This window comes from Microvirga sp. HBU67558, assembly GCF_018069605.1.
GTDB classification, from domain to species: domain Bacteria; phylum Pseudomonadota; class Alphaproteobacteria; order Rhizobiales; family Beijerinckiaceae; genus Microvirga; species Microvirga terrae.
Genome location: NZ_JAGPUP010000532.1, coordinates 31,993 through 54,461 on the forward strand (window position 1 = coordinate 31,993; position 22,469 = coordinate 54,461).

General features: G+C 62.8%; 19 protein-coding genes. 8 read left to right on the forward strand and 11 right to left on the reverse strand.

Translation table 11 applies throughout. The features are described 5' to 3' along the window. Window positions 1-23: 23 nt before the first annotated feature. The 5 genes from KBI52_RS18295 (at window position 24) to KBI52_RS18315 (ending at window position 5,439) form a co-directional block, all read left to right on the forward strand. Entirely contained in the window at window positions 24-1,028 is a 1,005-nt protein-coding gene (locus KBI52_RS18295; RefSeq protein ID WP_210809739.1) for an ABC transporter permease, read from the forward strand. Beyond that, the gene (locus KBI52_RS18300) at window positions 1,028-1,897 is read left to right on the forward strand and encodes an ABC transporter permease (RefSeq protein ID WP_173947334.1); all 870 of its coding nucleotides are present in this window, start codon (window positions 1,028-1,030) and stop codon (window positions 1,895-1,897) included. Before KBI52_RS18295 ends, KBI52_RS18300 begins: the two co-directional genes overlap by 1 nt. Beyond that, entirely contained in the window at window positions 1,894-2,955 is a 1,062-nt protein-coding gene (locus KBI52_RS18305) for an ABC transporter ATP-binding protein (RefSeq protein WP_210809748.1), read from the forward strand. The genes KBI52_RS18300 and KBI52_RS18305 overlap by 4 nt, the downstream gene beginning before the upstream one ends. A gap of 12 nt (window positions 2,956-2,967) precedes the next feature. Continuing rightward, on the forward strand, window positions 2,968-3,816 hold the full coding sequence (locus KBI52_RS18310) for an ABC transporter ATP-binding protein (protein ID WP_173947336.1): 849 nt from the start codon (window positions 2,968-2,970) through the stop codon (window positions 3,814-3,816). A gap of 69 nt (window positions 3,817-3,885) precedes the next feature. Then, entirely contained in the window at window positions 3,886-5,439 is a 1,554-nt protein-coding gene (locus tag KBI52_RS18315; RefSeq protein ID WP_210809757.1) for an alpha-N-arabinofuranosidase, read from the forward strand. Between the two features lie 93 nt (window positions 5,440-5,532). Here KBI52_RS18315 and KBI52_RS18320 read toward each other — a convergent pair whose 3' ends face one another. From KBI52_RS18320 to KBI52_RS34205, 5 genes are all read right to left on the reverse strand, one after another. Further along, window positions 5,533-6,507: a 2-keto-4-pentenoate hydratase gene (locus KBI52_RS18320; protein WP_210809779.1), complete on the reverse strand. Its 975-nt coding sequence runs from the start codon at window positions 6,505-6,507 to the stop codon at window positions 5,533-5,535. A 21-nt stretch (window positions 6,508-6,528) separates the two neighbouring features. Beyond that, the gene (locus tag KBI52_RS18325) at window positions 6,529-7,512 is read right to left on the reverse strand and encodes a tripartite tricarboxylate transporter substrate binding protein (RefSeq protein WP_210809813.1); all 984 of its coding nucleotides are present in this window, start codon (window positions 7,510-7,512) and stop codon (window positions 6,529-6,531) included. A gap of 237 nt (window positions 7,513-7,749) precedes the next feature. Beyond that, a complete protein-coding gene (locus KBI52_RS18330; RefSeq protein WP_210809824.1) occupies window positions 7,750-9,213 on the reverse strand; it encodes a family 43 glycosylhydrolase in 1,464 nt (487 codons plus the stop codon). Between the two features lie 255 nt (window positions 9,214-9,468). Beyond that, entirely contained in the window at window positions 9,469-10,017 is a 549-nt protein-coding gene (locus tag KBI52_RS18335) for a sigma-70 family RNA polymerase sigma factor (RefSeq protein WP_173947340.1), read from the reverse strand. Further along, window positions 10,007-10,246: a NepR family anti-sigma factor gene (locus tag KBI52_RS34205; protein WP_210809835.1), complete on the reverse strand. Its 240-nt coding sequence runs from the start codon at window positions 10,244-10,246 to the stop codon at window positions 10,007-10,009. Before KBI52_RS34205 ends, KBI52_RS18335 begins: the two co-directional genes overlap by 11 nt. A gap of 544 nt (window positions 10,247-10,790) precedes the next feature. Between KBI52_RS34205 and KBI52_RS18345 the strand changes: the two genes are divergently transcribed. Together KBI52_RS18345 and KBI52_RS18350 are read left to right on the forward strand one after the other, a co-directional pair. Continuing rightward, on the forward strand, window positions 10,791-11,360 hold the full coding sequence (locus tag KBI52_RS18345) for a DUF1269 domain-containing protein (protein WP_210809843.1): 570 nt from the start codon (window positions 10,791-10,793) through the stop codon (window positions 11,358-11,360). A 121-nt stretch (window positions 11,361-11,481) separates the two neighbouring features. Then, window positions 11,482-12,054 carry an HdeD family acid-resistance protein gene (locus tag KBI52_RS18350; protein WP_210809849.1) on the forward strand — a complete coding sequence of 191 codons (573 nt, stop codon included), beginning with the start codon at window positions 11,482-11,484 and terminating at the stop codon, window positions 12,052-12,054. 9 nt (window positions 12,055-12,063) lie between these two features. Here KBI52_RS18350 and KBI52_RS18355 read toward each other — a convergent pair whose 3' ends face one another. From KBI52_RS18355 to KBI52_RS18365, 3 genes are read right to left on the reverse strand one after another with little or no spacing between them, the layout of a single operon-like run. Continuing rightward, window positions 12,064-13,896 carry an SLC13 family permease gene (locus tag KBI52_RS18355; RefSeq protein ID WP_210809856.1) on the reverse strand — a complete coding sequence of 611 codons (1,833 nt, stop codon included), beginning with the start codon at window positions 13,894-13,896 and terminating at the stop codon, window positions 12,064-12,066. Between the two features lie 4 nt (window positions 13,897-13,900). Beyond that, window positions 13,901-15,106 carry a M20/M25/M40 family metallo-hydrolase gene (locus KBI52_RS18360; protein ID WP_210809863.1) on the reverse strand — a complete coding sequence of 402 codons (1,206 nt, stop codon included), beginning with the start codon at window positions 15,104-15,106 and terminating at the stop codon, window positions 13,901-13,903. A 34-nt stretch (window positions 15,107-15,140) separates the two neighbouring features. Next, a complete protein-coding gene (locus KBI52_RS18365) occupies window positions 15,141-16,694 on the reverse strand; it encodes an AbgT family transporter (protein WP_173947346.1) in 1,554 nt (517 codons plus the stop codon). 659 nt (window positions 16,695-17,353) lie between these two features. On the opposite strand from KBI52_RS18365, the gene KBI52_RS18370 reads away from it, so the two are divergent. Further along, window positions 17,354-18,382 (forward strand): AI-2E family transporter, encoded by a 1,029-nt coding sequence (locus KBI52_RS18370; RefSeq protein ID WP_210809909.1) that lies wholly within the window; start codon window positions 17,354-17,356, stop codon window positions 18,380-18,382. Here the strand turns inward: KBI52_RS18370 and KBI52_RS18375 are convergent. The 3 genes from KBI52_RS18375 to KBI52_RS33485 all read right to left on the reverse strand — a co-directional run bounded on the left by KBI52_RS18375 (window position 18,276) and on the right by KBI52_RS33485 (window position 22,248). Then, a complete protein-coding gene (locus KBI52_RS18375; RefSeq protein ID WP_210809885.1) occupies window positions 18,276-20,162 on the reverse strand; it encodes a metallophosphoesterase in 1,887 nt (628 codons plus the stop codon). The genes KBI52_RS18370 and KBI52_RS18375 overlap by 107 nt on opposite strands. Window positions 20,163-20,329: 167 nt before the next feature. Then, window positions 20,330-21,727 (reverse strand): amidohydrolase family protein, encoded by a 1,398-nt coding sequence (locus KBI52_RS18380; protein ID WP_210809896.1) that lies wholly within the window; start codon window positions 21,725-21,727, stop codon window positions 20,330-20,332. A 386-nt stretch (window positions 21,728-22,113) separates the two neighbouring features. Further along, window positions 22,114-22,248, reverse strand: a complete 135-nt coding sequence (locus tag KBI52_RS33485) for a hypothetical protein (protein WP_256439500.1) — start codon at window positions 22,246-22,248, stop codon at window positions 22,114-22,116. Window positions 22,249-22,469: the final 221 nt, after the last annotated feature.

The following is a 22,469-nucleotide window of genomic DNA, read 5'->3' on the forward strand; positions in this document are numbered from 1 at the left end:
TCCATGAAGACAAGGAGCGGTTCATGAAGGCTTACCTGGCCTATCTGTCCAAGCGGCTCGTGCAGTTCGCGGTCGTCGTCTTCGTCGGGATCAACATCACCTACCTGGTGACCCATATGACCCCGATCAATCCGGTCGAGCAGTCGATCTCGGCCGCGACGTCCTACGGGGCAACCAGTCCGGAAGCCATCGAGATGATGCGGCAGTCCCTGCGTCAGCTCTATGGTCTCGAGGGCACGCCCTGGGAGCAGTACGTCAGCTTCTGGAAGCGGGTTCTGGTCGGCGACTTCGGGCCCTCCTTGTCGGCCTTCCCAACTCCGGTCTCGCAGCTCATCCTGCGGGCCCTTCCCTGGACTGTCGGGCTCCTGCTGGTCTCGACGCTCCTGACCTGGTTTCTCGGCAACTTGCTTGGCGGCCTCGCGGGATACTATCGGAACAGCCGCATCCTTCGGGCATTCGGCGTCCTCAGCATGGGGCTTCACCCCATCCCGTACTACGTGGTCGCCTTTGTTCTTCTCATCATCTTCGGCTTCCTCTGGCCGGTTCTGCCGATCAGCGGAGGCGCCACGATGGCGTCAGACCGGTCCAATACCTTGGCATTTGCCCTTGATGTCGCCGTGCACTCGATCCTGCCCGTCCTCTCGCTGATGGCCGTCGGCATCGGAGGCTGGTTCATGGGCATGCGCTCGCTCGTGTCCAACATTGTGACAGAAGATTACGTGGTTTACGCTGAACTGGCCGGCGTCAAGCGCAGCAAGATCATGCGGTCCTATGTGATGCGCAATGCGCTTGGCCCTCAGGTCACGGGTTTGGCCTTGCAGCTTGGTGCGATCTTCAACGGTGCGATCATCACCGAGCAGGTCTTCGGTTACCCGGGCGTCGGATCGCTCCTGATCAGCGCGGTGCATTCCGGTGACTACAGCTTGGTTCTCGGCATTACCACCGTTTCGATCGTGGCCGTCTCCGCGGCTGTTCTTCTGATCGATCTTCTCTATCCGTTGATCGACCCGCGCGTGGAGGCACGCTGATGAACACGCTGAGAATCCTGCGCGACCTCCTGCGCTACAACGCCGAGTTCGCCATCGGACTGTTCCTGGTGCTCATCGTGGCGGCCATTGCGCTCTGCTCCTTCTTCTCGCCCTATCCGCCGATGGACGTCTATGTCGTGCCGCCCGACGTGCCGCCGTCCTGGGAGCATCCGCTAGGAACGACCTCGCGGGGTCAGGACGTGTTCTGGCAGCTCACCTTCGCAATCCGGAACACGCTTCTGTTCGGCATCGTGGTGGCGTTTCTCAGCCGGATCATATCCCTCGCGGTCGGACTCATCTCAGGGTACAAGGGCGGTTGGGTGGATCGGATCCTGATGTCGATCAACGATACGTTCGTCGTCGTGCCGCTCTTTCCCATCCTGGTTCTGTTCTACTTCATCATGCGGGATCAGATGACATGGGCGATGCTGGCGATCATCACGGCGTTGCTGGGATGGGCCTACGATGCGCGGCTGATCCGGTCCGTCGCGATGAGCCTGCGGACCCGCGAGTTCACCCGCCAGGCCGTGTTCTCCGGCATGAGTACAGGCAAGATCGTTCTCCAGGAACACCTGCCGTTCGTCCTGCCGATCGTGTTCTCGACGACCATGAACAATATCAACTGGTCGATCGGCATCGAGGTGACGCTGTCGGTTCTGGGTTTCACGGACATCAACACTCCCACCATCGGCGGTATGATCTATTGGGCGAACCAGCACACTGCCTTGGTTTCCGGAATTTGGTGGTGGGTCACGTTCCCGGTCCTTCTCGTGATCATGCTGTTCATCGGGCTGTTCCTGCTGGCCATATCAATGAACGAGTATATCGATCCCCGCAGCCGCCTAAGCCGTCTTGGAGGGCAGGCATGATCGCAGAACTTCGAGCGATTTCTTCGCCCAACGAACTGAGTACGCCGCAGACCGTGCCGCTGCTCACGGTCGACCGGCTGAAGGCTTATTACAAGGTGAAGCTGTTCGGGGTCGATCGTGAAGTCCGTGCGGTCGATGACATCAGCCTGATGATCAACCGCAACGAGATCTACGGTCTGGCCGGCGAGTCGAGTTCCGGCAAGAGCTCTCTCATCAAGACCATCGCGGGGGCAATCCGCCCCCCGCTCAGGGTGGTCGAAGGCTCGGTGCGCTTCGCGTTCAGCGACGGGGAACGGGACATCTACAAGCTTTCGCCGCAGGAACTGTCGGCAATTCGCTGGAGCCGCCTGTCCTATATCATGCAGGGGTCTATGAGCGTGCTGAATCCGGTGCGGCGGATCAGGCACGCCTTCGAAGACTTCGCGCTGCCGCACGTGAGCGCGAAGGGCGCGGACTTTACCCGTCTCGTGGAGCAGCACCTGAGCCGACTCCACCTTGATCCCGCGGTTCTCCAGGCCTATCCGCACGAACTGTCCGGCGGCATGCGGCAGAGGGTGACCATTGCCCTCGCGACGGTCTGCAATCCCGAGTTCATCATCGCCGACGAGCCGACGACGGCTCTGGACGTGATCGTGCAGAAAGGCGTCCTCTCCATGATACGGGAGATCCAGCAGGAATTCGGATCTTCTGTCCTGTTCGTGACCCACGATATGGCGGTTCACGCCAACCTGACCGACCGCCTCGGCATCATGTACGCGGGCCGGTTGGTCGAGGAGGGTCGTACCAGGGACGTATTCAAGAAACCGCTGCACCCGTACACGGCGCATCTGATCTCCAGCCTGCCGCGCATCGGGGACGAGGCGCCGAAAAAGGCTCTCGAAGGTTCTCCTCCGAGTTTGGCCGACCCTCCGCCGGGGTGCCGCTTCCACCCCCGCTGCCCCCTCGCCATCGAGGTCTGCCGCCGCGAGGCTCCACCCATGGTCGAAATCCTGCCCGGGCATCGGACGGCCTGCCACGTTGCTCAAGCCGACCCTGCCAGGGTCCGGACGGTCGCATAAGGAGGCGAGCGCATGAGGCCGAACCTTCTGGACGTCGAGCACGTCAACAAGATCTTCACACGAGGTGGCTTCGTGTCGCGGAGGGTGAACCATGCCGTGCACGATGTCAGCTTTTCGCTCACGGCAGACAAGCCTGAGGTGTTCACCATCATCGGTGAATCGGGCAGCGGCAAGACGACCCTCGCAGGCATGATCCTGAACAGCATTGCTCCCACCACGGGACGAATCCGCTTCCAAGGGCGGGATCTTCGCGACCTCCGCAGCCGGAGCGCACGGCTCGACTTCATGAGTCATGTGCAGGCAATCTTCCAGAACCCGTTCGATGCGTTCAATCCATTGAAGCGCGTCGATCGCTATCTGTTCAGTGCGGCGCAGCGATTCACGGAGTGCCGGACGCCCACGGCATCGGCCGAGCGAGCGGACGAGGCGCTGCACAAAGTCGGCCTGTCGCTTGCCGAGGTCCAGGGGCGTTACCCGCACGAGATGTCGGGCGGCCAACTCCAGCGTGTTGCCATCGCTCGTGCGCTCGTGTCCAACCCGTCCCTCATCGTCGCTGACGAACCGGTCTCGATGATCGACGCGTCGCTGCGCATGACGGTGATCAACCTGTTCAAGAAGCTCCGCGACGAGTTCGGAGTGTCGATCATCTACATCACGCATGATCTCGCCACGGCCTATTACATCAGCGACCGCTTGATCATCATGCAGAAGGGCCGGGTGGTGGAGGGCGGCGATGCCCGGACCGTGCTGGCAGCCCCGCAGCATCCTTATTCGATCAAGCTTCGCCAGGCAGTTCTGTCGGTCGATGACGCTTGGCGGGACGACAGGTTCACGGGTGGCGTGCCTGCCGTCGCAACCTGACCCATTCCCACTCTCAACGATGGCTCACGGCAGTGAGCTTGCAGCCTCCTCACTGATCGGAGTCTCTCCATGAAAGAAGCCAAAGTCACCATCGACCGCGATTTCTCCATTGCGGAAACGGATCCCCGTCTCTTCGGCGCATTCGTCGAGCATCTGGGGCGGTGCGTCTACGGGGGAATCTACGAGCCCGGGCATCCGACCGCTGACGAGCGCGGGTTCCGGCAGGACGTGCTCGAACTCGTCCGTGAGCTTGCCCCGACCATCATCCGCTATCCCGGTGGAAATTTCGTTTCAGGATACAACTGGGAAGATGGGGTCGGCCCGGTGGAGAACCGCCCGCGCAGGCTCGATCTCGCCTGGATGTCCACCGAGCCGAACACGTTCGGGACCAACGAGTTCATGGACTGGTGTCAGGCAGCCGGCGTCGAGCCCATGATGGCGGTGAATCTCGGCACCCGCGGCCCCGATGATGCTCGCCGCCTTCTGGAGTACTGCAACTTTCCTGGCGGGACGGAACTGTCGGATCTGCGCCGTGCCCATGGCTGGGAGAAGCCGCACAACGTGAAATTCTGGTGCCTGGGCAACGAGATGGACGGCCCATGGCAGATGGAGACCAAGACCGCATGGGAATATGGGCGAATTGCCGCCGAGGCGGCCAAGCTCATGAAATGGATCGATCCAACGATCGAACTGGCGGCCTGCGGCTCCTCTTCGCGCAACATGCCGACCTTCGGAAGTTGGGAGGACACAGTGCTCGACCACTCGTTCGAGCACGTCGAGTACATCTCCCTGCACACGTACCTGAACAACTATGCGGATGATACTGCAGCCTTTCTCGCAAGTCCGGATCTGATGGACAGCTTCATCGAAGAGGTCGTGGCGATTGCCGACGCGGTCGCCGCCCGTCGTCGTTCACCCAAGCGCATCATGCTGAGTTTCGACGAATGGAACGTCTGGTATCGTACTCGGCGCAAGAATGAGGGGCGGGTGAAGCTCGGATGGCCGGTCGCGCCACAGATCCTCGAGGAAATCTACAACATGCAGGATGCACTTGCCTTCGGGGGAGCCTGCATATCGCTTCTCAACCATGCGGACCGGGTCAAGTCGGCCTGCCTCGCGCAGCTGGTGAACGCCATCGCGCCCATCATGACGGAGACCGGCGGGCCTGCCTGGCGGCAGACGATCTTCTATCCGTTCAAGGACATGAGCACTTTCGGCCGCGGCACCGTGCTGCAAACGAAGGTGAGCTCGCCCACCTACGAGACGACCTACTACGATCCGCGCGGCACGTCCGACCTCCGGTTCCCGATCTCGGCAGTGCCGTATCTCAAGGTGTCGGTCGTGCACAATCACGAGGACGATTGCGTCACCATCTTTGCGCTCAACCGAAGCCTCGACGCGAGCCTGTCGGTGGAAGCCCTCGTCCGCGGCTTTGACGGCTTGACGGTCAAGGAGGCACATCAAATGCGCAATGACGATCTGATGGCCGTCAACACGAAGGATGCGCCGGATACGATCGCGCCGACTCCGCTCGAGGGGGGCGAGATCTGGGACGAGACGGTGAAGGTCAAGCTCGCGCCGGCTTCCTGGAACGTCATCCGGCTGGGTGTTCAGAAACAATAGGCGCCGGAACAAGGCTGACGCGGCGGGATCGGAAATCGGACCCGCCGCAGCGTCTGCCTGTCCCGTCTCCAAAGGGCCCCGGTCCGCTGCACTCTATTCGCCGTAAACCTCAACGCTTCCGAGCCCGCCGATGTCGAAGCGGAAAGTGAAGGGGCCGCTTGGGAAACGCGTCGTGACGATGCTGCCGGTCATGACGATGTCGCCCTTTCGCAGGGTGCGGCCCGAGGCCGCGAGGTGGTTTGCCAACCATGCCAGGGGTATGAAGGGATGTCCGAGCGCATCCGCCCCGTGTCCGCGTCCGATCTCCTCCCCGTCCTGATAGGCAATCCCTTCCATCTCATCCAGGCGGGCGGGAGGTGGCACAAAGTCTCCCAGTACGACGCCCGCATTCCAGGAATTGTCGGCGACGAGCGTGTTGATATCGAGAACGCTGTAGTCGGCATGGCGATCATCGACAAGTTCGATCGCCGCAGCAACAGCATCGATCGCGTCGCCAGCCTGCTCGGGGGTGACCGGACTGTCGGCTGGAACCAGATCCCGGCCGAGGCGGCAGCAGATCTCGAATTCCAATCCGAGGTGGTTATAGTCCGCCAACGATAGGCGGATGCCGCTCCTCGCGACCTTTCTGCCGAAGATCGTGCCGCTGATCGGCTGATCGATGCCGCACATGTCTTGCATGCGTTTGGAGGTCAGGCCGATCTTGTAGCCGGCCTGGGTATCGTCCGCGATGATCGATGCCACATAGGCATCCTGCACGCGATAGGCATCCGAAAGACCCCTGATCCCCTGGAGTTGGTGGAATTTCACTCCGTTTCGGTGTTCGGCAGCCAGCTGTTCGGCCATCGTGCTCGGTGAAATGATCAAATCGAGGCTCTCGGGTCGGGTTGGTTGCGGACGGCAGGGCTTTATGGCGCGCTGACAGAGTATCGGTTTCGAGTCCTGCTGCAACAGGCATTTGTGGAAAGACGCTATACCCGGCTGTCCAAGATGGATCTCACGCGACCAAGCGCCCGCGTGAGAATGCTGATCGAATCCAGCACCCTTGCCGGCCCCCTTGTCGGGCGACAAGGCAGGCTCCATAAGGAGCCTTCATTCCACCGAAACGTTGGCGCTCCGGATCACCTCGCCCCATTTGGCGACGTCCGCGGCATGAATCTCGCGCAAGGCCTGCGGCGAGCGCTGGGTGTCCGGCGGGGGTTCGGCTCCCAGCTGCAGGAACCTTTCGCGCGATGCCGGGTCGGTAATGGCCTTGATCAGGGCGGAGTTCAGCTTTTCGATGACCTCGGGCGGTGTACCTTTCGGCGCGAACAGGGCATTCCAGACCACCATGTCGATGCCGCTCATGCCAGCCTCGCTTGCTGTGGGCACATCCGGCAGGACCGGCGATCGGGTCGGGGCCAGCACCGCAAGCGGCTTGACCGTCTTGGCCTGGACCTGTGACATCAGGCTTGTCACCTGGTCACAGAGGTAGCCGACCTGACCAGACACGACGTCCTGCAACGCTGGTCCCGTGCCGCGATAGGGAACGAGCGTGACCGAGGCGCCGACACGATTGTTCAACAGCAGGCAGGCGAGATGGGACGTCGAGCCGACCCCGGCATTTCCATTGGTCAGCGCACCGGCGTTCGCTTTCACGTGATCGGCGAATTCCGAGAGCTTTGTCGCAGGAATGGCGTTGTTGGTGACGAGCATGATCGGCGCGGAGGCGGCAATGCCGATCGGTTCGAAATCGGAGAGCGGATTGAAGGCGAGCTTCGGATAGAGAGCCGGCGAGAAGCTCATCGTGCTCATCGGCCCCACCAGGATGGTATGGCCGTCCGGCACGGCCTTGGCGACACGGCCCGCTCCGATCGTTCCTGCCACGCCCGCGACATTCTCGATCACCACCTGCTGCCCAAGCGTGCGCGACATATGCTCGGCCACGATACGGCCGACGATGTCCGTCGGCCCTCCCGGAGCGAAGGGAACGATCATCGTGATGTAGCGGCTGGGAAAGGCCTGCTGCGCGAGTGCCTGCGCGGTACCCAGAGTCAGCAACGCGGCGGCCGATAGAGCAACTTTCCACTTGGACACGATTCCCTCCGATAGCATGGGTATTTTTTCTGAAGGCTAGCGGTGGGATGCGGACCGGTCAATTGAATATCCCGAATTCGCAATGTCGTTTCATTCGATGCATCTCTGTCCGACTGCATACGAGGCCACGACAGGAGCGGCGTTTACACAGCTCTAACGTCGACGTCGCGTAATCCGCAAAATCCCATCGGTCGTGTGCAACCAGTTGCGAACGCGCGGCCCGTTCCGCGACGCTCCTCAGCGAAGTCTCACAGTCTCGGGTTCGAAGCATATCGGCACGGCCAGGAGCGCTCGAAATTTTCTGTACCCAGCCTGCCCAGGCATGAAGGCGTGCAGGAAAAGCCACGGATCTCCATCCGGTCCCTGTGTAAGCGAGGGATGGCCAGGGCCCACCCACTCTTGCGTCGAGCGCAGCAACGGACGCTCCATCTTGCGATAGTGGCCCAGCGGGGAGGAGGCAACAGCGACACCCGTTCCATATTCCGGGGTCGAGAAGTCGTTGCCGGAATAGAACATGTAGAACCGATCTCCGTGCTCTTCGACCCAAATACCCTCGATGAGGTGAGCTTCCCAATCACGATCATTCTCGAGTGCGACCACCCTGTCGCCGGTGAGGCAGCGGGTCTCCGGATCGAATTCCTGCGCGTAGATGAGTGTACGCAGGGCGGTGAGAATAGCCTCGACGGCCTGCCGCGTCTGGTCCGGATGCCGGCCGTCCGGCAGCGATTGAAGTCGTTGCCGGAATCCCGTGAAGTCCGACACGACGGCCTCGATCAGGACCTGCTGTGCAAGAAAACGCTCCATGGGTTCGAGCGTGCGCACCCAGGGCCAGAGCATTGACGCAAGCGAGGCCGCACGGCGATCCTCGGGCAAGGGAAAAAGCCGCTCCACCATATCCGCGCGGCAATGCAGGAATTCGCTCAGCAAGCTTGGCCAGACGTCGTTGGTGTCTTCCTTCCAGAACAGGATTGTCCGCCCCATTCTGTCGACCAGGAAATGAGGATCGATCACGCCGCCGCTGACGAGAGGGGCAGGGTCGCTCTCATACGGCCCCTCCGGGCGCGACGAGCGGGCTAATCCGATCGCCAGGGAACCGCCGTGCTCGCGCGCGGTGAAACACAAGAAGAACTGGTCGCCGACCATGTGCATTTCGTGGGCCCAGAAATCGCTGACGTTCAGCCCATCCTCCGCCCAGGATGGCTTTCTCCCGCTTGGAAAGGCAAAGCCGGACAGCTCCCAGTGATCGAGTGTCCGGGAGCGAAGTATGGGAAAAGAGTTCGGAGCGTCGTTGGACGTTACGAACAGATAGTACCAATCGCCGTCGCCGGTGCGTGCAGCCGGGACTTTGGTGACGGCAGGATCGCCGTACCCGTACCAGATCTCCGGCGCGATATTGCGGTCGAGCAACACCCGGTAAGGCAACACGTGGGAAGACACCTCTCCGTCGCTCCGATTGCGGGGGAGGCGTGAGCCGAAGGTGTTCGCAATCCATTCGAACAGGTCGAGGTAGTGGTCCTGCTCGCGACCGACGATATCGTGCCGTTGCGTTGTCATCGATCCCGTCACGGGGTCCTGCCCCGTCAGCTCGAAGGTTCGAACTTCGGCGCTGGCCGAGATCCGAGCCTCGAAGGGAAACGGAGCGTCGGCAGGCGCCTTGAGCCTCACATCCCGATCGCTGCTCCCGGATTCCCTGCTGTCCATGGCGTACTCCCGTCCGGTGCGCTCGAGGAACCTCATTTCACCCGGTCATGGCTTAACCGGATTCCCTTGGCTTCTTCCGCTAACGCTGACCCTGCGCGCTTTGCTCAACTCGCGGCCATGTCACAATCCGACGCACCGCTGTAGCACGCTGGCGCAGTGACCTGCGATGCACGAAATTTCTCAGCGTCGTCCCCGGATCCGGCCGTATTCAATCGTCCCGCGCACCATCGTCCGCAGCGCTCGGCCCGGAAAACTTTAGGGTACGTGTTTGAACAGGGCAGCTCTGACCAGACGGTCAGGGCCAAGATCATCGTCGCCGTCGAGCGCCAGGAGCTCTGCCAAGCGCGTTCGGGCGCGGCTCACCCGGCTCTTGATGGTGCCGATATTGACCCCGCAGATCTGGGCCGCTTCCTCATATGATACTCCCTCAGCCGAGACGAGCAGAAGCGCTTCGCGTTGCTCGACAGAGAGCTTCGTCAGGGCGACCTGCAGGTCCCGGAAGTCGAGGTGCGGACCTTGCTCGGGCATGACAGCCAGTTGCTGCGCCATGGCTCCGTCCGGATCCTCCACCTCCCGGCGACGCCTGCGATAGTCGGTATGAAACTGATTTCGCAGGATGGTGAACAGCCAAGCCTGCATGCTCGTGCCGGGCTGGAACTTATCGAGGTTCTCGAGTCCCCGCAGGAGAGCGACTTGAACGAGGTCATCCGCGCGCTCGATGCTGCCAGACAAGGAAATGGCGAAGGCGCGCAGGTGAGGGATCGCGGCCAACATTGCTTGATGGACGGAATTCTCATTCGCCATCAGTTTGCTTTACCCCCTGATCCAGTTGCGCAAGGAGCTGGACGAACCGGTCGGGAACGGGCTCGCTCATCAGGTGAGAGTACAGGGCCTGAAGCTGCTCTCCCAAATGAGAGGCAACATGAGGCGGCAGGGTCGGTTCGGCTTCCAGAGCATTCTCACCGTCGAAGATCTCCTCGATGGCATTCGGCTCGATCAGGGCTGCGCCGTTCTTGGGATTGCTCGCAACCACTCTCGCCTCCACACCGCTACATCAATCCTGGAATGTTCTCACAGAGAACTTTATCGCCATTAGTGCAGCATCAAAGCTTTGCCATTCACTTATGATAGTGTCGGCACGAAGAGCCGGATCGTTCACGTTCGGTTGGTGAGGCCTGTGCCGAAGTCTTGTTTCAAGTCTCGTCGGGACGAGCCGACGGGCGCGGATAATTCGCCCAGTGACAGAGCCTCTGCCAGCGACCTTCAGGGGTGCCGGAAGGAGAGGGCGGGGCAGAGCGACCAGGCGGCACCTTGGCCACGTCGACTGCGAGGCGGATTCTCTCAGCTCTCCCGCCAGAATTTGGCTGAATGCGCCGCATCAGGGCTCGGTTCACGGCGCGATCTCCTGCCTGGTGGCCGCAGCGGCATCGAGGAGTTCTGTCCAGAAGCCGCAAGCCCGACGCCGGAGCTTTTGTAGTCATGATCCTAGGGTAATACCTGATAGACCACTGCAGCCGCTTGATGGTAGTTTGGGTCTTGGTACGACCCACATTGTTGGCGCTACAGGAGTGGATCCCATGGCTGAACTGGTGGTCGTCGGGTTCGACAACCCGAATGATGCTGATCGTGTCCTGACCGAACTGACACGACTGCAAAAGGAATACCTCATCGACCTGGAAGATGCCGTCGTGGCCATCCGTGGGGCGGATGGCGCCGTCCGTGTTAAGCAGAGCGTCAACCTCGTCAGACTCGGAGCGACGTCCGGAGGTCTCTCCGGTGCGATGTGGGGCAGCCTCATCGGATTGCTGTTCCTCAATCCCCTTGCCGGACTTGCGATCGGAGGCGCCGTGGGAGCAGGGTCCGGTGCGTTGTCCGGAAGCATGATCGACTACGGCATCAACGACGACTTCATCAAATCCATCGGTGCGACCCTGAAGCCCGATTCATCCGCCTTGTTCCTTCTCATTCGAAAGTCACAGCCCGAGAAGGTTCTGGCCGAACTCTCCGGTTTCAACGGGCGCGTCATCCGATCCTCGCTTTCGCCGGAGCAGGAATCGAAACTGCAGGCCGCCCTGTCGAAGGTGCATGCGCCAAGTCCAAGCGAAGGGGTTGCAGCGGCGGGCTCGGTTCCAGCGCAGGCGCTCTGAGAGTTTCGATGAAGGCATTGGGAATGATGCCTGTCCGTTCTCGGGCTATGCGGCCTACCTCGCATCGAGTGCGTTCAACCGACCGTTCGACAGCACCCGCGTCATGAGGCAGGAGGATAGGATGGCGATATCGCTGGACGCCGCGGCGGAAGTGTTCCGTGAAGCGATGCGGCATTCCGTCAAGCGCTATGCGCTGTGGTACTTGGCGGAGGGATCGCTCTTGATCGTCGCGGGCGTCCTGGCGATCGTCTACCCTGTGTTCTCGTCGACCGCAGTCATCGTTCTCCTCGGCTGGCTTCTGGTGATCAGTGGCTTGCTGCAGACGCTCAGTCTCATCAGCGCGCGCCACGTGCCGCATTTCTGGCTGCAGCTGATCTCCATCGGGCTTGCCATGCTGATCGGCTTTCTGTTCCTGCGCGACCCGGCTCAAGGACTGACGACAATCTCGCTCCTCCTCATCGTTTTCTTCATGATGGAGGGTATTTCCAAAGTCGTCTTCGCGTTGACGATCCGTCCCTTCCCCAATTGGGGCTGGGTTCTGGCCAGTGGTGTCGTGGGCATCGCGCTTTCGTTGATCCTGTGGGCCAATCTGCCGGTGACGTCCGTCTGGCTCTTAGGCGTTCTGCTCGGCATGAATCTGATCAGCATCGGTTCGGCCATTGCCTATCTGGCCTGGCAGGTGCGGGTCAGCTGATCCGGCTCGTCAGAACCGCCAGATCAGCGGCACGACGAAGACCGCGATGACGAAAAACCACACGAGAAGGGGTAATCCCAGCTTCCAGTAATCACCGAAAACATAGCCTCCCGGCCCCATGACCATCAGGTTGGTCGGCGTCGCGATGGGGGTCAGGAAAGCCCCTGCCGCCGCAACCGCGGTGCTCATCAGAACGGGGCGGGGCGAGATGCCCATGCTGGTCGCGGCCGCGGCCCCGATGGGAATGACGATCAGGGCGGTGGCGGTGTTGCTGATCAACTGGCCCATGATGGCGGTGAGCACGAAGAGGCCGGCGAGCAGCGCGTAGGGACCGGCATCGCCGACGAGACGGACCAGTCCCTCGGCCATGAGCCCGGCCGCTCCCGTCTCGACCATCGCGGTGGACAGCGGCATCAACGCGCCGACCAGGATCACGGTCGTCCAGTCGATGGACCGGAAAGACTGATCGACGGTGAGGATCCGTGACAGGACGATGGTCCCGGCCGCAAGCAGGCCTGCGACGGCGGGCGGCACGAGGCTGGTCGCGAGCAGGACCACCATCGCAACCAGGACGGCGATCGCCTGGTAGGCTCCCGGTCCGAGAGGCACCGCCTGACGCCGGATCAACTCGGGCGAGTTCACCACCAGCACGTCCGGATCGCTGAGGTGAACATCGAGCGCCTTCCAGGTTCCTTGGAGCAGCATGGTGTCGCCCGCCTGCAGGGCGACGTCGCGGCGGCCGGAGTTCGGATTGCCAGTGCCGGTCTCAGCTCCGGCCCGTTGCACCGCAAGCACGATGAGGTCACCGCTGTCGGTGACCATGCCGGGGAACACGATCTGCCCGATGAGGCCAGAGCGCGGTGGGATCACCACCTCGGCTAGGCCTGACCGGCGGTTGAACAGCGTTTCCTCACCTTGCCCCGACGCACCGTCCTCGCGGAACGCGAGGTGCATCCGCCTGGCGAGCGATGCCGCCGCCTCGGCCGTCCCGCGCACGAGCATGTGGTCGCCTTCCCCCACGGGCCGGCGCAGCGGGGCGGCGCTCTCGCCCTCATGCACGGCGACGAGTTGCAGGCCGGGGAAGGTCGAGAGATCGACCTGTGACGGAGACAGGCCGACATAGGACGAGGTGGCGCGCACGCGCATCCGGAAGACGCCGTCGGCGAGGCCGTACTGCTCCACCAGGGTCCTGGCATGGTGACTGAGGTCGGCTGGCATCTTGGCGCCGTTGCGCTGCGGCAGGAGCCGTTCGCCGAAGAGGATGATGATGGCCATGGTGCCAAGGAGAAGGGGGGCACCCACGAGGGCGAATTCGAGGAAGGCGAACCCACCGACCCCGGCGTCGAGCCCAGCCTCCGAGACGAGGACGTTCACCGGCGTTCCGGTGAGTGCGAGCATCGATCCCGCGTGGGCCGAGAAGACAAGGGGCATCAGCAGTTGGGAGGACTTCCTCCTGAGGCGCATGGCCATGACCACGATGACCGGAAGCAGGGCGGCAACGGCACCGTTGACGCTGATCATGGCCGTGAGCAGGGCTACGAGGCTCATCGTGAGGAGCAGCAGACGGGTCCGGCTCTCCTGTCCCGCTCCCTGGATCAGGAGCTGACCAGCCCAAGCGGTCACGCCGGTTGCCTCAAGAGCTGCACTGACCACGAAGAGACAGGTGATGAAGATGACGGCAGGGTCGCCGAAACCGCCGAGCGCCTGCTCCAGCGTCAGAACCTGCGTGGCCCACAGAGCCAATGCGGTCGCCATCGCGACGACAACGACCGGCAGCCTGTTCCAGACGAACAGGACGACGGCCGCCGCGATGATGACGGCGATGTAAGTGATCGGGCTCAATCGCTCACTCGTCCTCGATCGTGGCCAAGAGCAGCGCCAAGCGGCAGCCGGTCGCGAATTCCGGCAGGTTCACGTATTCCTTGATCGTGTGGATCTCCGCCTGTCCGGCCCCGATGGTGACGGTCGGGACACCATGCTTGTCGAGCCAGTTGGCATCAAGGCCGCCGTTCGAGAACACGTAATTGGGTGTGAGGCCGAGCATGGTCATCGCCCGGGTCGCGCGGCGTACGACGGGTGCAGTCTCATCCAGGTTGAAGGGTGGATAGGATGGTGTCTGGGTGAAGGTCATTTCGGCCATTTCGCCTTGATCGTCCTTCACCGCTTCCCGACCTCTCCGGAAAGCCCCTTCAAAGCCCTGCGCGATCGCCGTCGCAAACGCGGAGGTTGGGCTCCGCGCCTCTCCCTTGATGAACGCATAGTCGGTGACCACGTTCGTTGCGTCCCCGGCGGCCTTGCCGTCCTTTCCGCCGAAGATGCCGACATTGCTGGTGCCCTTGCCGTCGGCCTTCACCACCTTGCCGAACCAGCCCTCCCGCTGCGCCTCGGCAAGCCCGATGGCGCCGACCAGCGACGCCGAGATGCCCTTCTCGGGCGCCACGCCCGCATGCGAGGCCTTGCCGATGATCTCGACCTCCCAGTTTTCCTGCCCGACCGCCCCGATGATCAGATCGTTCGGATCCTGGCCGTCCACATTGATGCACATGACGGCCCCGCCGAGATCAACCGGGTCGAGCTCGCGCGCGCCGTGAAGGCCGCTTTCCTCACGCACCGTGAAGAGCAGCGTGATCGGCGGGTGCGGCAGGTTGTGCTTCAGCAGCGTCTCTGCGAGCACGACGAGGATGGCGCAGCCCGTACGATTGTCTCCGCCGAGGGCCGTCGTGCCGTCCGAGACGATACGGTCGCCCTCCCGTCTAGGCTTGGCGCCGGCGCAAAGCGGCACCGTGTCGAGATGGGTCGCGAACAGCAGCCGCGGCCCGGGCCGGGTTCCGGGTAGATCGACGATCAGGTTTCCCGTTTCCGTCGGGACGGGAATGCGCTTGTGCGCGGTATCGAAGCGGATCGCGGAGGCCGGAACGCCCGCCTTCCTGAGGGCGTCGGAAACGGCCGCAGCGATCCGGGCTTCGCTCCCCGTGACGCCTTCGACGGAGAGAAACCGCATCAGGTGATCCTCGGCGGCGGCGACATCGAGGGGTGGCGCAAAGCTGTCCATCGTTCGATCCAATGTTTGCGGTTGCCTGATAGGTTCACAATCCCCACGGAAGCCCGAGCATCTTCCAGAGGGCGAAGAGGGCGGTCCAGAGAACGAACATCCACACGACATAGGGAAGCATGAGCGACACGACTGTGCCGACGCCAGCCGTCCGGTCGTATCTCTGGGCGAATCCCACGACGAGGGCGAAATAGGCGTTCAGGGGCGTGATCGCATTCATGGGCGAGTCGCCGACGCGATAGGCAGCGAGCACAGCTTCCGGCTCGACCCCGAGCTTCATGAGCAAGGGTACGAACACAGGAGCGAAGATCGCCCATTTGGCGATGGCGCCGGTCAGCAGCAGGTCGATGATCGCGACCACCACGATGAAGCCGAGCAGCAGCGGCAGCGCGCCGATGTTGGCCGCCTGCAACGCGCCCGACAGGCTGAGCGCCATCACGGTGCCCATGTTGGTATAGGTGAAATAAGCCACGAACTGGCTCAGCACGAAGAACAGGAAGATCGTGCCGCCGAGGCTCTTGATCGACTTCTCGATCGCTGCGATGACCTCGGGCAGTGTCCTGAGCGTCCCGGCACCGATGCCGTAGGCCCAGCCCGTCACGAGGAACATCAGCATGATCAGCGCGATCAGGCCGCTCATGAAGGGCGAGTCGCCGATCAACTCGCGCGTTTCGGGGTTCCGGAGAGGCGCGCCGGATGGAAGGGTCAGCAGGCAGAAGACGGCGATCAGTCCGAGCAGCCCGAGACCGGCGTAGCGCAGGCCGCGCGACTCCTGCTCCGACAGTTCGGCGCTTTGCTCCGTCGTGGTTCCCTCCGCGGCCAGCCTCGGGTCGTAGGCGCCCAGGCGGGGTGCGACTATGCGGTCGGTGATGAAGGCGACGACGACGGTGAGGAACAGCACGGACGCGAAGGAGAACCAGACATTCGAGGCAAGGCCGATGGAGCGGTTCGGATCGACGAGATGAGCCGCGTCATTGGTGAACTCCACCAGCACGGCATCGAGCGGCTTGATCAGCATGTTGACCGTGAAGGCACCGGCCACGGCAGCAAAGCCCAGCGCGAGCCCGGCCAGGGGATGGCGCCCGACAGCCAGATAGGCGATGCCCGCAAGCGGGATCAGGACCAGATAGCCCGCATCGGCCGCGATGCTCGCGATGATGCCGACGAAGGACAGGATGTAGGTGAGCGCCCAGGCCGGCGAGACGATCACGAGCTTGCGGATCAGAGCGGTGACGAGTCCGGATTCTTCGGCCACCCCGGCGCCGATCATTGCGACGATCATGAGGCCCACCGCCGTGAACCCCATGAAGTTCGGGATCAGCGACGCGTACATGAAGCGGATGCCGTCGGCGGTCAGGAGGCTGCGGATCTCCGTGGTGGCGGTCTCGACCAGGTGCGTGTCCGGGTTGATGCGCTCGAAGGTGACGGCCGCGCCGAACAGGCTGAGCACGGCCGAGAGCACGATGACGATGCCGATAAGAATCAGGAAAATGACGACGGGATGGGGAACCATGTTCCCCACGCGTTCAACGCCGTCGAGAAAACGCTGCATCGAGGTCTTCGATGCGACTTCCGTGCTGGTTGTCATTTCTCGCCCTTCAGATCGAGGGCCCCGCGACAGGAGGCACGACACACAGCTGTGCTATGACCAGGCTAGTTGCTCAGCAATGAGCGGGACTCGCGACACTCAATCCGCTGGCTCGTGACAATCGTCTTCGAGATCCGAGACGGAGACATGGACTCTCTTGAGCAAAATGCCCATTCTACAGGTCACTTAGCGACGGATTATGGTCTCTTTCCGAGACGGTGACAAGCAATAAATCCTGGGATCGCGATGGAAGCGTCGTGCTTCGCCAACATGCACGGATCCGGTATCCGGGTTCCTCGACGATCTCGCAGGCTTGTCTCCTTCGGGCTCAATTGTGGATCGGCATTCAGCCGCCGGGGGTGCGCGAGTCCCTCGTAGCCCTTGCGTCGCATGGGGTCTCGACGTCCGGCGTCTGGCCATTTGCTCCTGATGCGGACTGTCGGTATCCTGTTGCGTGATCTTGCTTGAATACGCGCTGCGAAAGCGCCGACGAGCGGCTCTGGACTGCGAACTGTTTCGATGGCACCGGCCCGCAAGGACGGTAGGGTTGATCGTCATGGCCGCGATGGACCGGGAGGGACGACGTGGATCAACCTAATGTTCCCTTGGACGAGACGCATCGTGGCCCCTCCCACCTTGCCTCGACGAACTGGGCTTTGATGACGATGGCGACCCTCATCGTCCTCGGCGCCGTCTACATTGCCGAGGCGGTCATTGCGCCGGTTGCCTTCTCGCTGTTCCTGATCGCGCTCGTCTGGCCGTTGCAGGCCCGTCTACAGGCCTTCGTTCCTCGTCTCGTCGCCCTGGCGATCAGCGTCCTGTTGTTGGTGATTGCGTTCAGCGGGTTCGCCTCGCTGGTGGTCTGGGCCTTCAGCCGGGTCGGACGCTGGATCCTCATCAATCTGGGACGCTTCCAGGCAATCTACAATCAGATGACGGCCTGGCTCGAGGAGCAGGGAATCGTCGTGGCGAGCCTCTGGGCGGATCACTTCAACATCAGTTGGGTCGTGGGACTCATGCAGAAGTTCACGGGTCAGGTGAACACCACCCTGAGCTTCTGGCTCGTCGTTCTCGTCTACGTCATCCTCGGGTTGCTCGAAGTCGAAGGAACAGCGCGGAAAATCGGAACCTTGCCGGATCAGCGCATAGCACGAGTCCTACTTGTCGGCGCCGCGGAAGGGGCTGTGAAGATCCGTCGCTACATGGTGGTTCGCACCGTGATGAGCGCTCTGACCGGCGCGCTCGTCTGGCTCTTCGCGGAACTCTTCGGGTTGCCTCTTGCGCAGGAATGGGGGGTGATTGCCTTCACGTTGAACTACATCCCTTTCATCGGTCCCTTCATTGCTACCCTGTTCCCCACATTGCTCGCGATGGTGCAGTTCGACACCTGGCAGGCGGTCATCACGGTTTTCGCCTGCCTGAACGTGATCCAGTTCGTGGTTGGAAGCTACATCGAGCCTCGTCTTTCCGGGAGCGTGCTCGCCATGTCTCCGTTCGTCGTGTTGTTCTCGATCTTCCTCTGGACCTTCCTGTGGGGGCTGCCAGGAACGTTCATCGGGCTTCCGATCACGATTGCCTTTCTCACCTTCTGTGCCCAGGATCCAGCGACGCGATGGCTGGCCGTTCAGCTGGGACCGCCGGACGAGGCGGATGAACCACTTCCCGATCATCCTCATCCGAAAACGTGACTTCGACCCGTTCAGGCCTGGCGAGCTGAAGCCCGTCATCGACCATCGCGAGGGTATGCACCAGGAAGGAAGCGCCCTCGCTCTGCGCGGCATGCATGACCTGTGATGAGGCGGAAACGATCCGGACGCCTCCGCATTCACCAATCCACTCCGTGTGCCGATGTCCGTGGAACACCACGAGGCGACGGGCGAAGGGCCGAATCTGCCGGACGATCCACGATCCATTGATGAGGGCTGTGCCGATCCGTTCCGAGAAGGCCTGCGCTGGTGTGGGGTATTCTACCATGTGGTGATGAAGGGCGATGATCCAGCCGGCGCGGGGATACCGCTCAATGGCGGCCACCAGATCCTGCGCTTGAAGCGCCGACATGATTCCAAGGGCGTTCGTGAAGGAAAAGTGGGTCTCCGCGTTCGAATTGAGAAGCGCCACGCCGATACCTTCATCCGTCGTCGGCGGAACGATCAGGGGAAATGCGTCGTCCCAGATCTGCGCCACTCGCAGCGACTGACGGATCCCTCCCGTTTCGGCAAAAGCCTCGATGTCGTTCCTGTACGGGGCAAGTCTCTCCGAAAGAGTGGGGCCGAGGCGCCCCGCCTTGGAATCGAAGCAGAAGACCCTGCCTCCGTGCAGAGCTTCGATCGCTGAGAGGGTCCTGAGTTGGCGCAGGCGCTTTCCCGGGCTGGTCGGCAGCTCGAGCCGAGCCGGATTCGCGCGGTCGACCACGTTCACGTCATGGTTGCCGGGCAGGATCAGCAAACGCCGAGCCAGATCGGGATAAGCGCCGACGGCGTCCAGGAACTCCGCCCACTCGGCGGATCGCCCGGCATCGGTCATGTCGCCCGTGATCAGGACGAGATCGACCGGGTGGTGACGGTGGAGCGACTCGAGACGATCGAGGACACGGTGCATTCGTCCGTTGCCCTGGGGTCCAGTCCGGCCGCTTTCGATCCGGAATCCATATCGCTCCCCGACCACGTGGAGATCGGACAGGTGCGCGATCCGCCATGTCCGGAGCCCCGACGGGATCTCCGCGAACGTCATGAGGTCGGCAGGCCGTCCCAGGGAACCATCGGCCACCGCCCAAACGAGAGCTGCCCCCATGACGTAGCATCCGACGATGACCACCGCGTTGGCGAGAGCGGGAGCGATCAGCTGGAGCGGCGTGAAAACGTCGCCTGCGTGCCCGATCCATCGCGATGAAGGCCAGGCGAGGAGGACGAACCAGAGCGACAGGCCGCTCAGCAGCAGGCCTCCGCCCAGAGCCGCGGCAGCGTAGAGACGTGTACGCCGCTGCGGTTCGAGATCGGGGGCGAGTTTGCCGCCGATGTGGCGCAGGCCTTCCCGGAACAGAGCATAAACCGGCTGAACGGCCAGTGCATTGAGCGACCAGAGGCTTTGCTCCGCCGCGCGCAGGACGGGCCTGCCGCCGATCCACGCAAGCGCCACGAGGCCCCCGACGATCAGCAGCGACCAGAATCCTGCGAGCGCGGTCGCGAGTTGCCCGGATATGGTGGTGGCCCATCCCAGGATGACCAGTGGGGCAAGTCCGAGGAGAAGCGCAGGAAGGCCGATCAGCATGATCCAAGCCACAATGAGCTTCGCGACGCTGATTTCCGCGAGGAGTCGTCCACCAATCGCGATCAAGGACCGGCTCTTGGGACTTGCGATGTCATCCTCGATGTCGCCGCCGCGCGGGTCGATGAGTAAGGGAATGGGAGGATCCGCGATCGGGTCCTGCATCATCCCTGTCGGCTGCTCGGACGGTGGCTTCCTCATCATGGCGGAACCCGGTTGTTGCTCGAGAGACCGGAATCCATGAGCGTTCGACCGCTCGGACCTTCTCCGGTCCCGATGACTTCAACGCCCCGAGGGCATCATCTGAGCCCTAGACCCCGCCTATGATGATGACACGGTTTCCCATCCTGGAACACCTGGAGGACTGGGCGTCACCTCGGCAGGGTGTCCTTGTAGAGCCGACCGTCTTTCATGATGACGACGAAGTTCTTGGCCGGGTCGGCGACGAGGTCGAGGTTCTCGAGCGGGTTGCCGTCGACGAGCAGCAGGTCGGCCAGCGCTCCCTCTTCCACGACCCCGAGCTTCCCCGGATAGGGATTGCGCAGTCCGGACAGGGCGAGGAGTTCGGCATTCGTCGACGTCGCCATGGTGAGTGCCTCGGCCGGCGTGTACCAGCGGGCGAGCGTCGCGAGCATGGCTCCCTGACGTTCGGCCAGTTCCTGCGAGAAAAGGATGTCCGTCCCGAAGGCGGTCTTGATATTGTACGTCTTCGCCAGCGCATAGACCCTCTCGGTTCCCGCCAAAACCTGCTTCATCTTTGCCTGCTCCGCCGGGCCCAGAGCGTCGGCGCCGCCGAGGTCGAGGAACGGCTGCGTGCTCAGCCAGATCCCCCTTTCGGCCATCAGCCGGGCCGTGGCTTCGTCCATCAGGTGCCCGTGCTCGATGCACCGGACGCCGGCCGCAATCGACCGCTGGATGGAGACGGACGTGTAGGCATGGGTGCAGACGTAGGTTCCCCAGTTCTCGGCGGCCTCGACCGCCGCACGAAGTTCCGCCTCGGTGAAGGTGGATACGTCGAGCGGGCTGAACGGGGAGGCCACGCCGCCGCCGGCCGTCAGCTTGATCTGGGACGCACCCTGCATGAGTTGCTCCCGCGCCCGCAGGCGCACTTCGTCCGGGCTATCGGCGATCATGCTACCGCCGAGCTGCTCGACGCGTGCGAGCACCCCGCCGATGGTTCTCGGCAGGTCGGAGAGCGGGCGAAAGTCGCCATGGCCGCCGGTGATCGTGATGACGGCGCCAGAAGGATAGATGCGCGGGCCCGGCAAGAGGCCTTCGTCGATGGCGCGTTTGAGGTCGAAGGCTGGACCGCCCATGTCCCGGACGGTGGTGAACCCGCGCATTAGCGTCGCCGTGGCCTCGACCCCCGCCAGCAGATTCGAATAGCCGATCCCGCTCGAGAGAAGCGTCACGGGTGTCGGACGTACCATCATCGCGTGCCAATGCATGTCGATCAGCCCCGGCATCAGCACGCGCCCGTTCCCGGGAACGACCCGGACGGCGGCGTCCCGCGGGACGTCGATCGCGGCGGTCGAGACCTGCGCGATGACATTGCCTTTCACGAGGACATGGCTGGGCGCCGACAGCACGGGGTTCCTGCCGTCGAAGATGCGCACGTTCTCGATGAGCGTTGCCGCAGGGCCGGACGGGGCCGCCGCGTCAAGCTCGGCCGCGTCCGCCGGACCGATCGCGACGCACAGGATTGCCGCCGTCAGAAGCCGCCTGAACAATCGGGGGACCGGGCTGGCAGTCGCCGTGAAGACAGACATTGCGTTCCCCTGTTCTCGCACGTCCCGACCTCGTCGTGGCAACCGGCCCGGTCTGCGAACTCATACGGGGCTCCACATTCGATAGAGCGCGCAGGCGGGCCGGGCTCTCTCCGCTGGTGGCTCTGATCGGAGCTTAGCCCGTCTCATGCCGGCGAACCATCGGGGAAAACCCGGGCCAGACAGGGGAAATGCCGAAGCCGGGCCAGGTTCGATTCCGGTCCCGATGAGGTGTTTTCCTTGAGGCCTGCTCGCGTGCTCCACAGGGCCTCGCGCAGGGCGCCCCAACGGATGGGTCGCAACGATCCTTTCGGCGGTCTCGCCGAGATTCCGTTCCCGGGCATGCACGATCCCGGTGCGGGCCGATCCTGCGGATCGTGAGGCTGCGATCAGTGCTTGGAATCCGACCGGGCCTCCACGATCTCGCTCACGGCCCATTTAGTCGGCTGCTGCGTCCCGCCCTTGGGCTTCTCCTTTTTCGGCTTCTTGGATTCCCGATTCCCGTGCTGCTCCCGGTGTGCCATGACCGACTCCCTCTTCCAGGAATGTCCCGACGGATTGCACGTCGCCATGATAGCACACCTGCATCGCGATGGGTCTGCGGACGACACCGTTCTTACATCCAAATCAGGACGGCTGCCGTGGGCGCAAAAGGATAGCCGGTTGGGAATGCCCAGGCCTGGCCTTGATTCAGCCCCGGGGCAGACACGATCGGGCTCTGCGATAGGGGGCGTTCGAGCCAGGA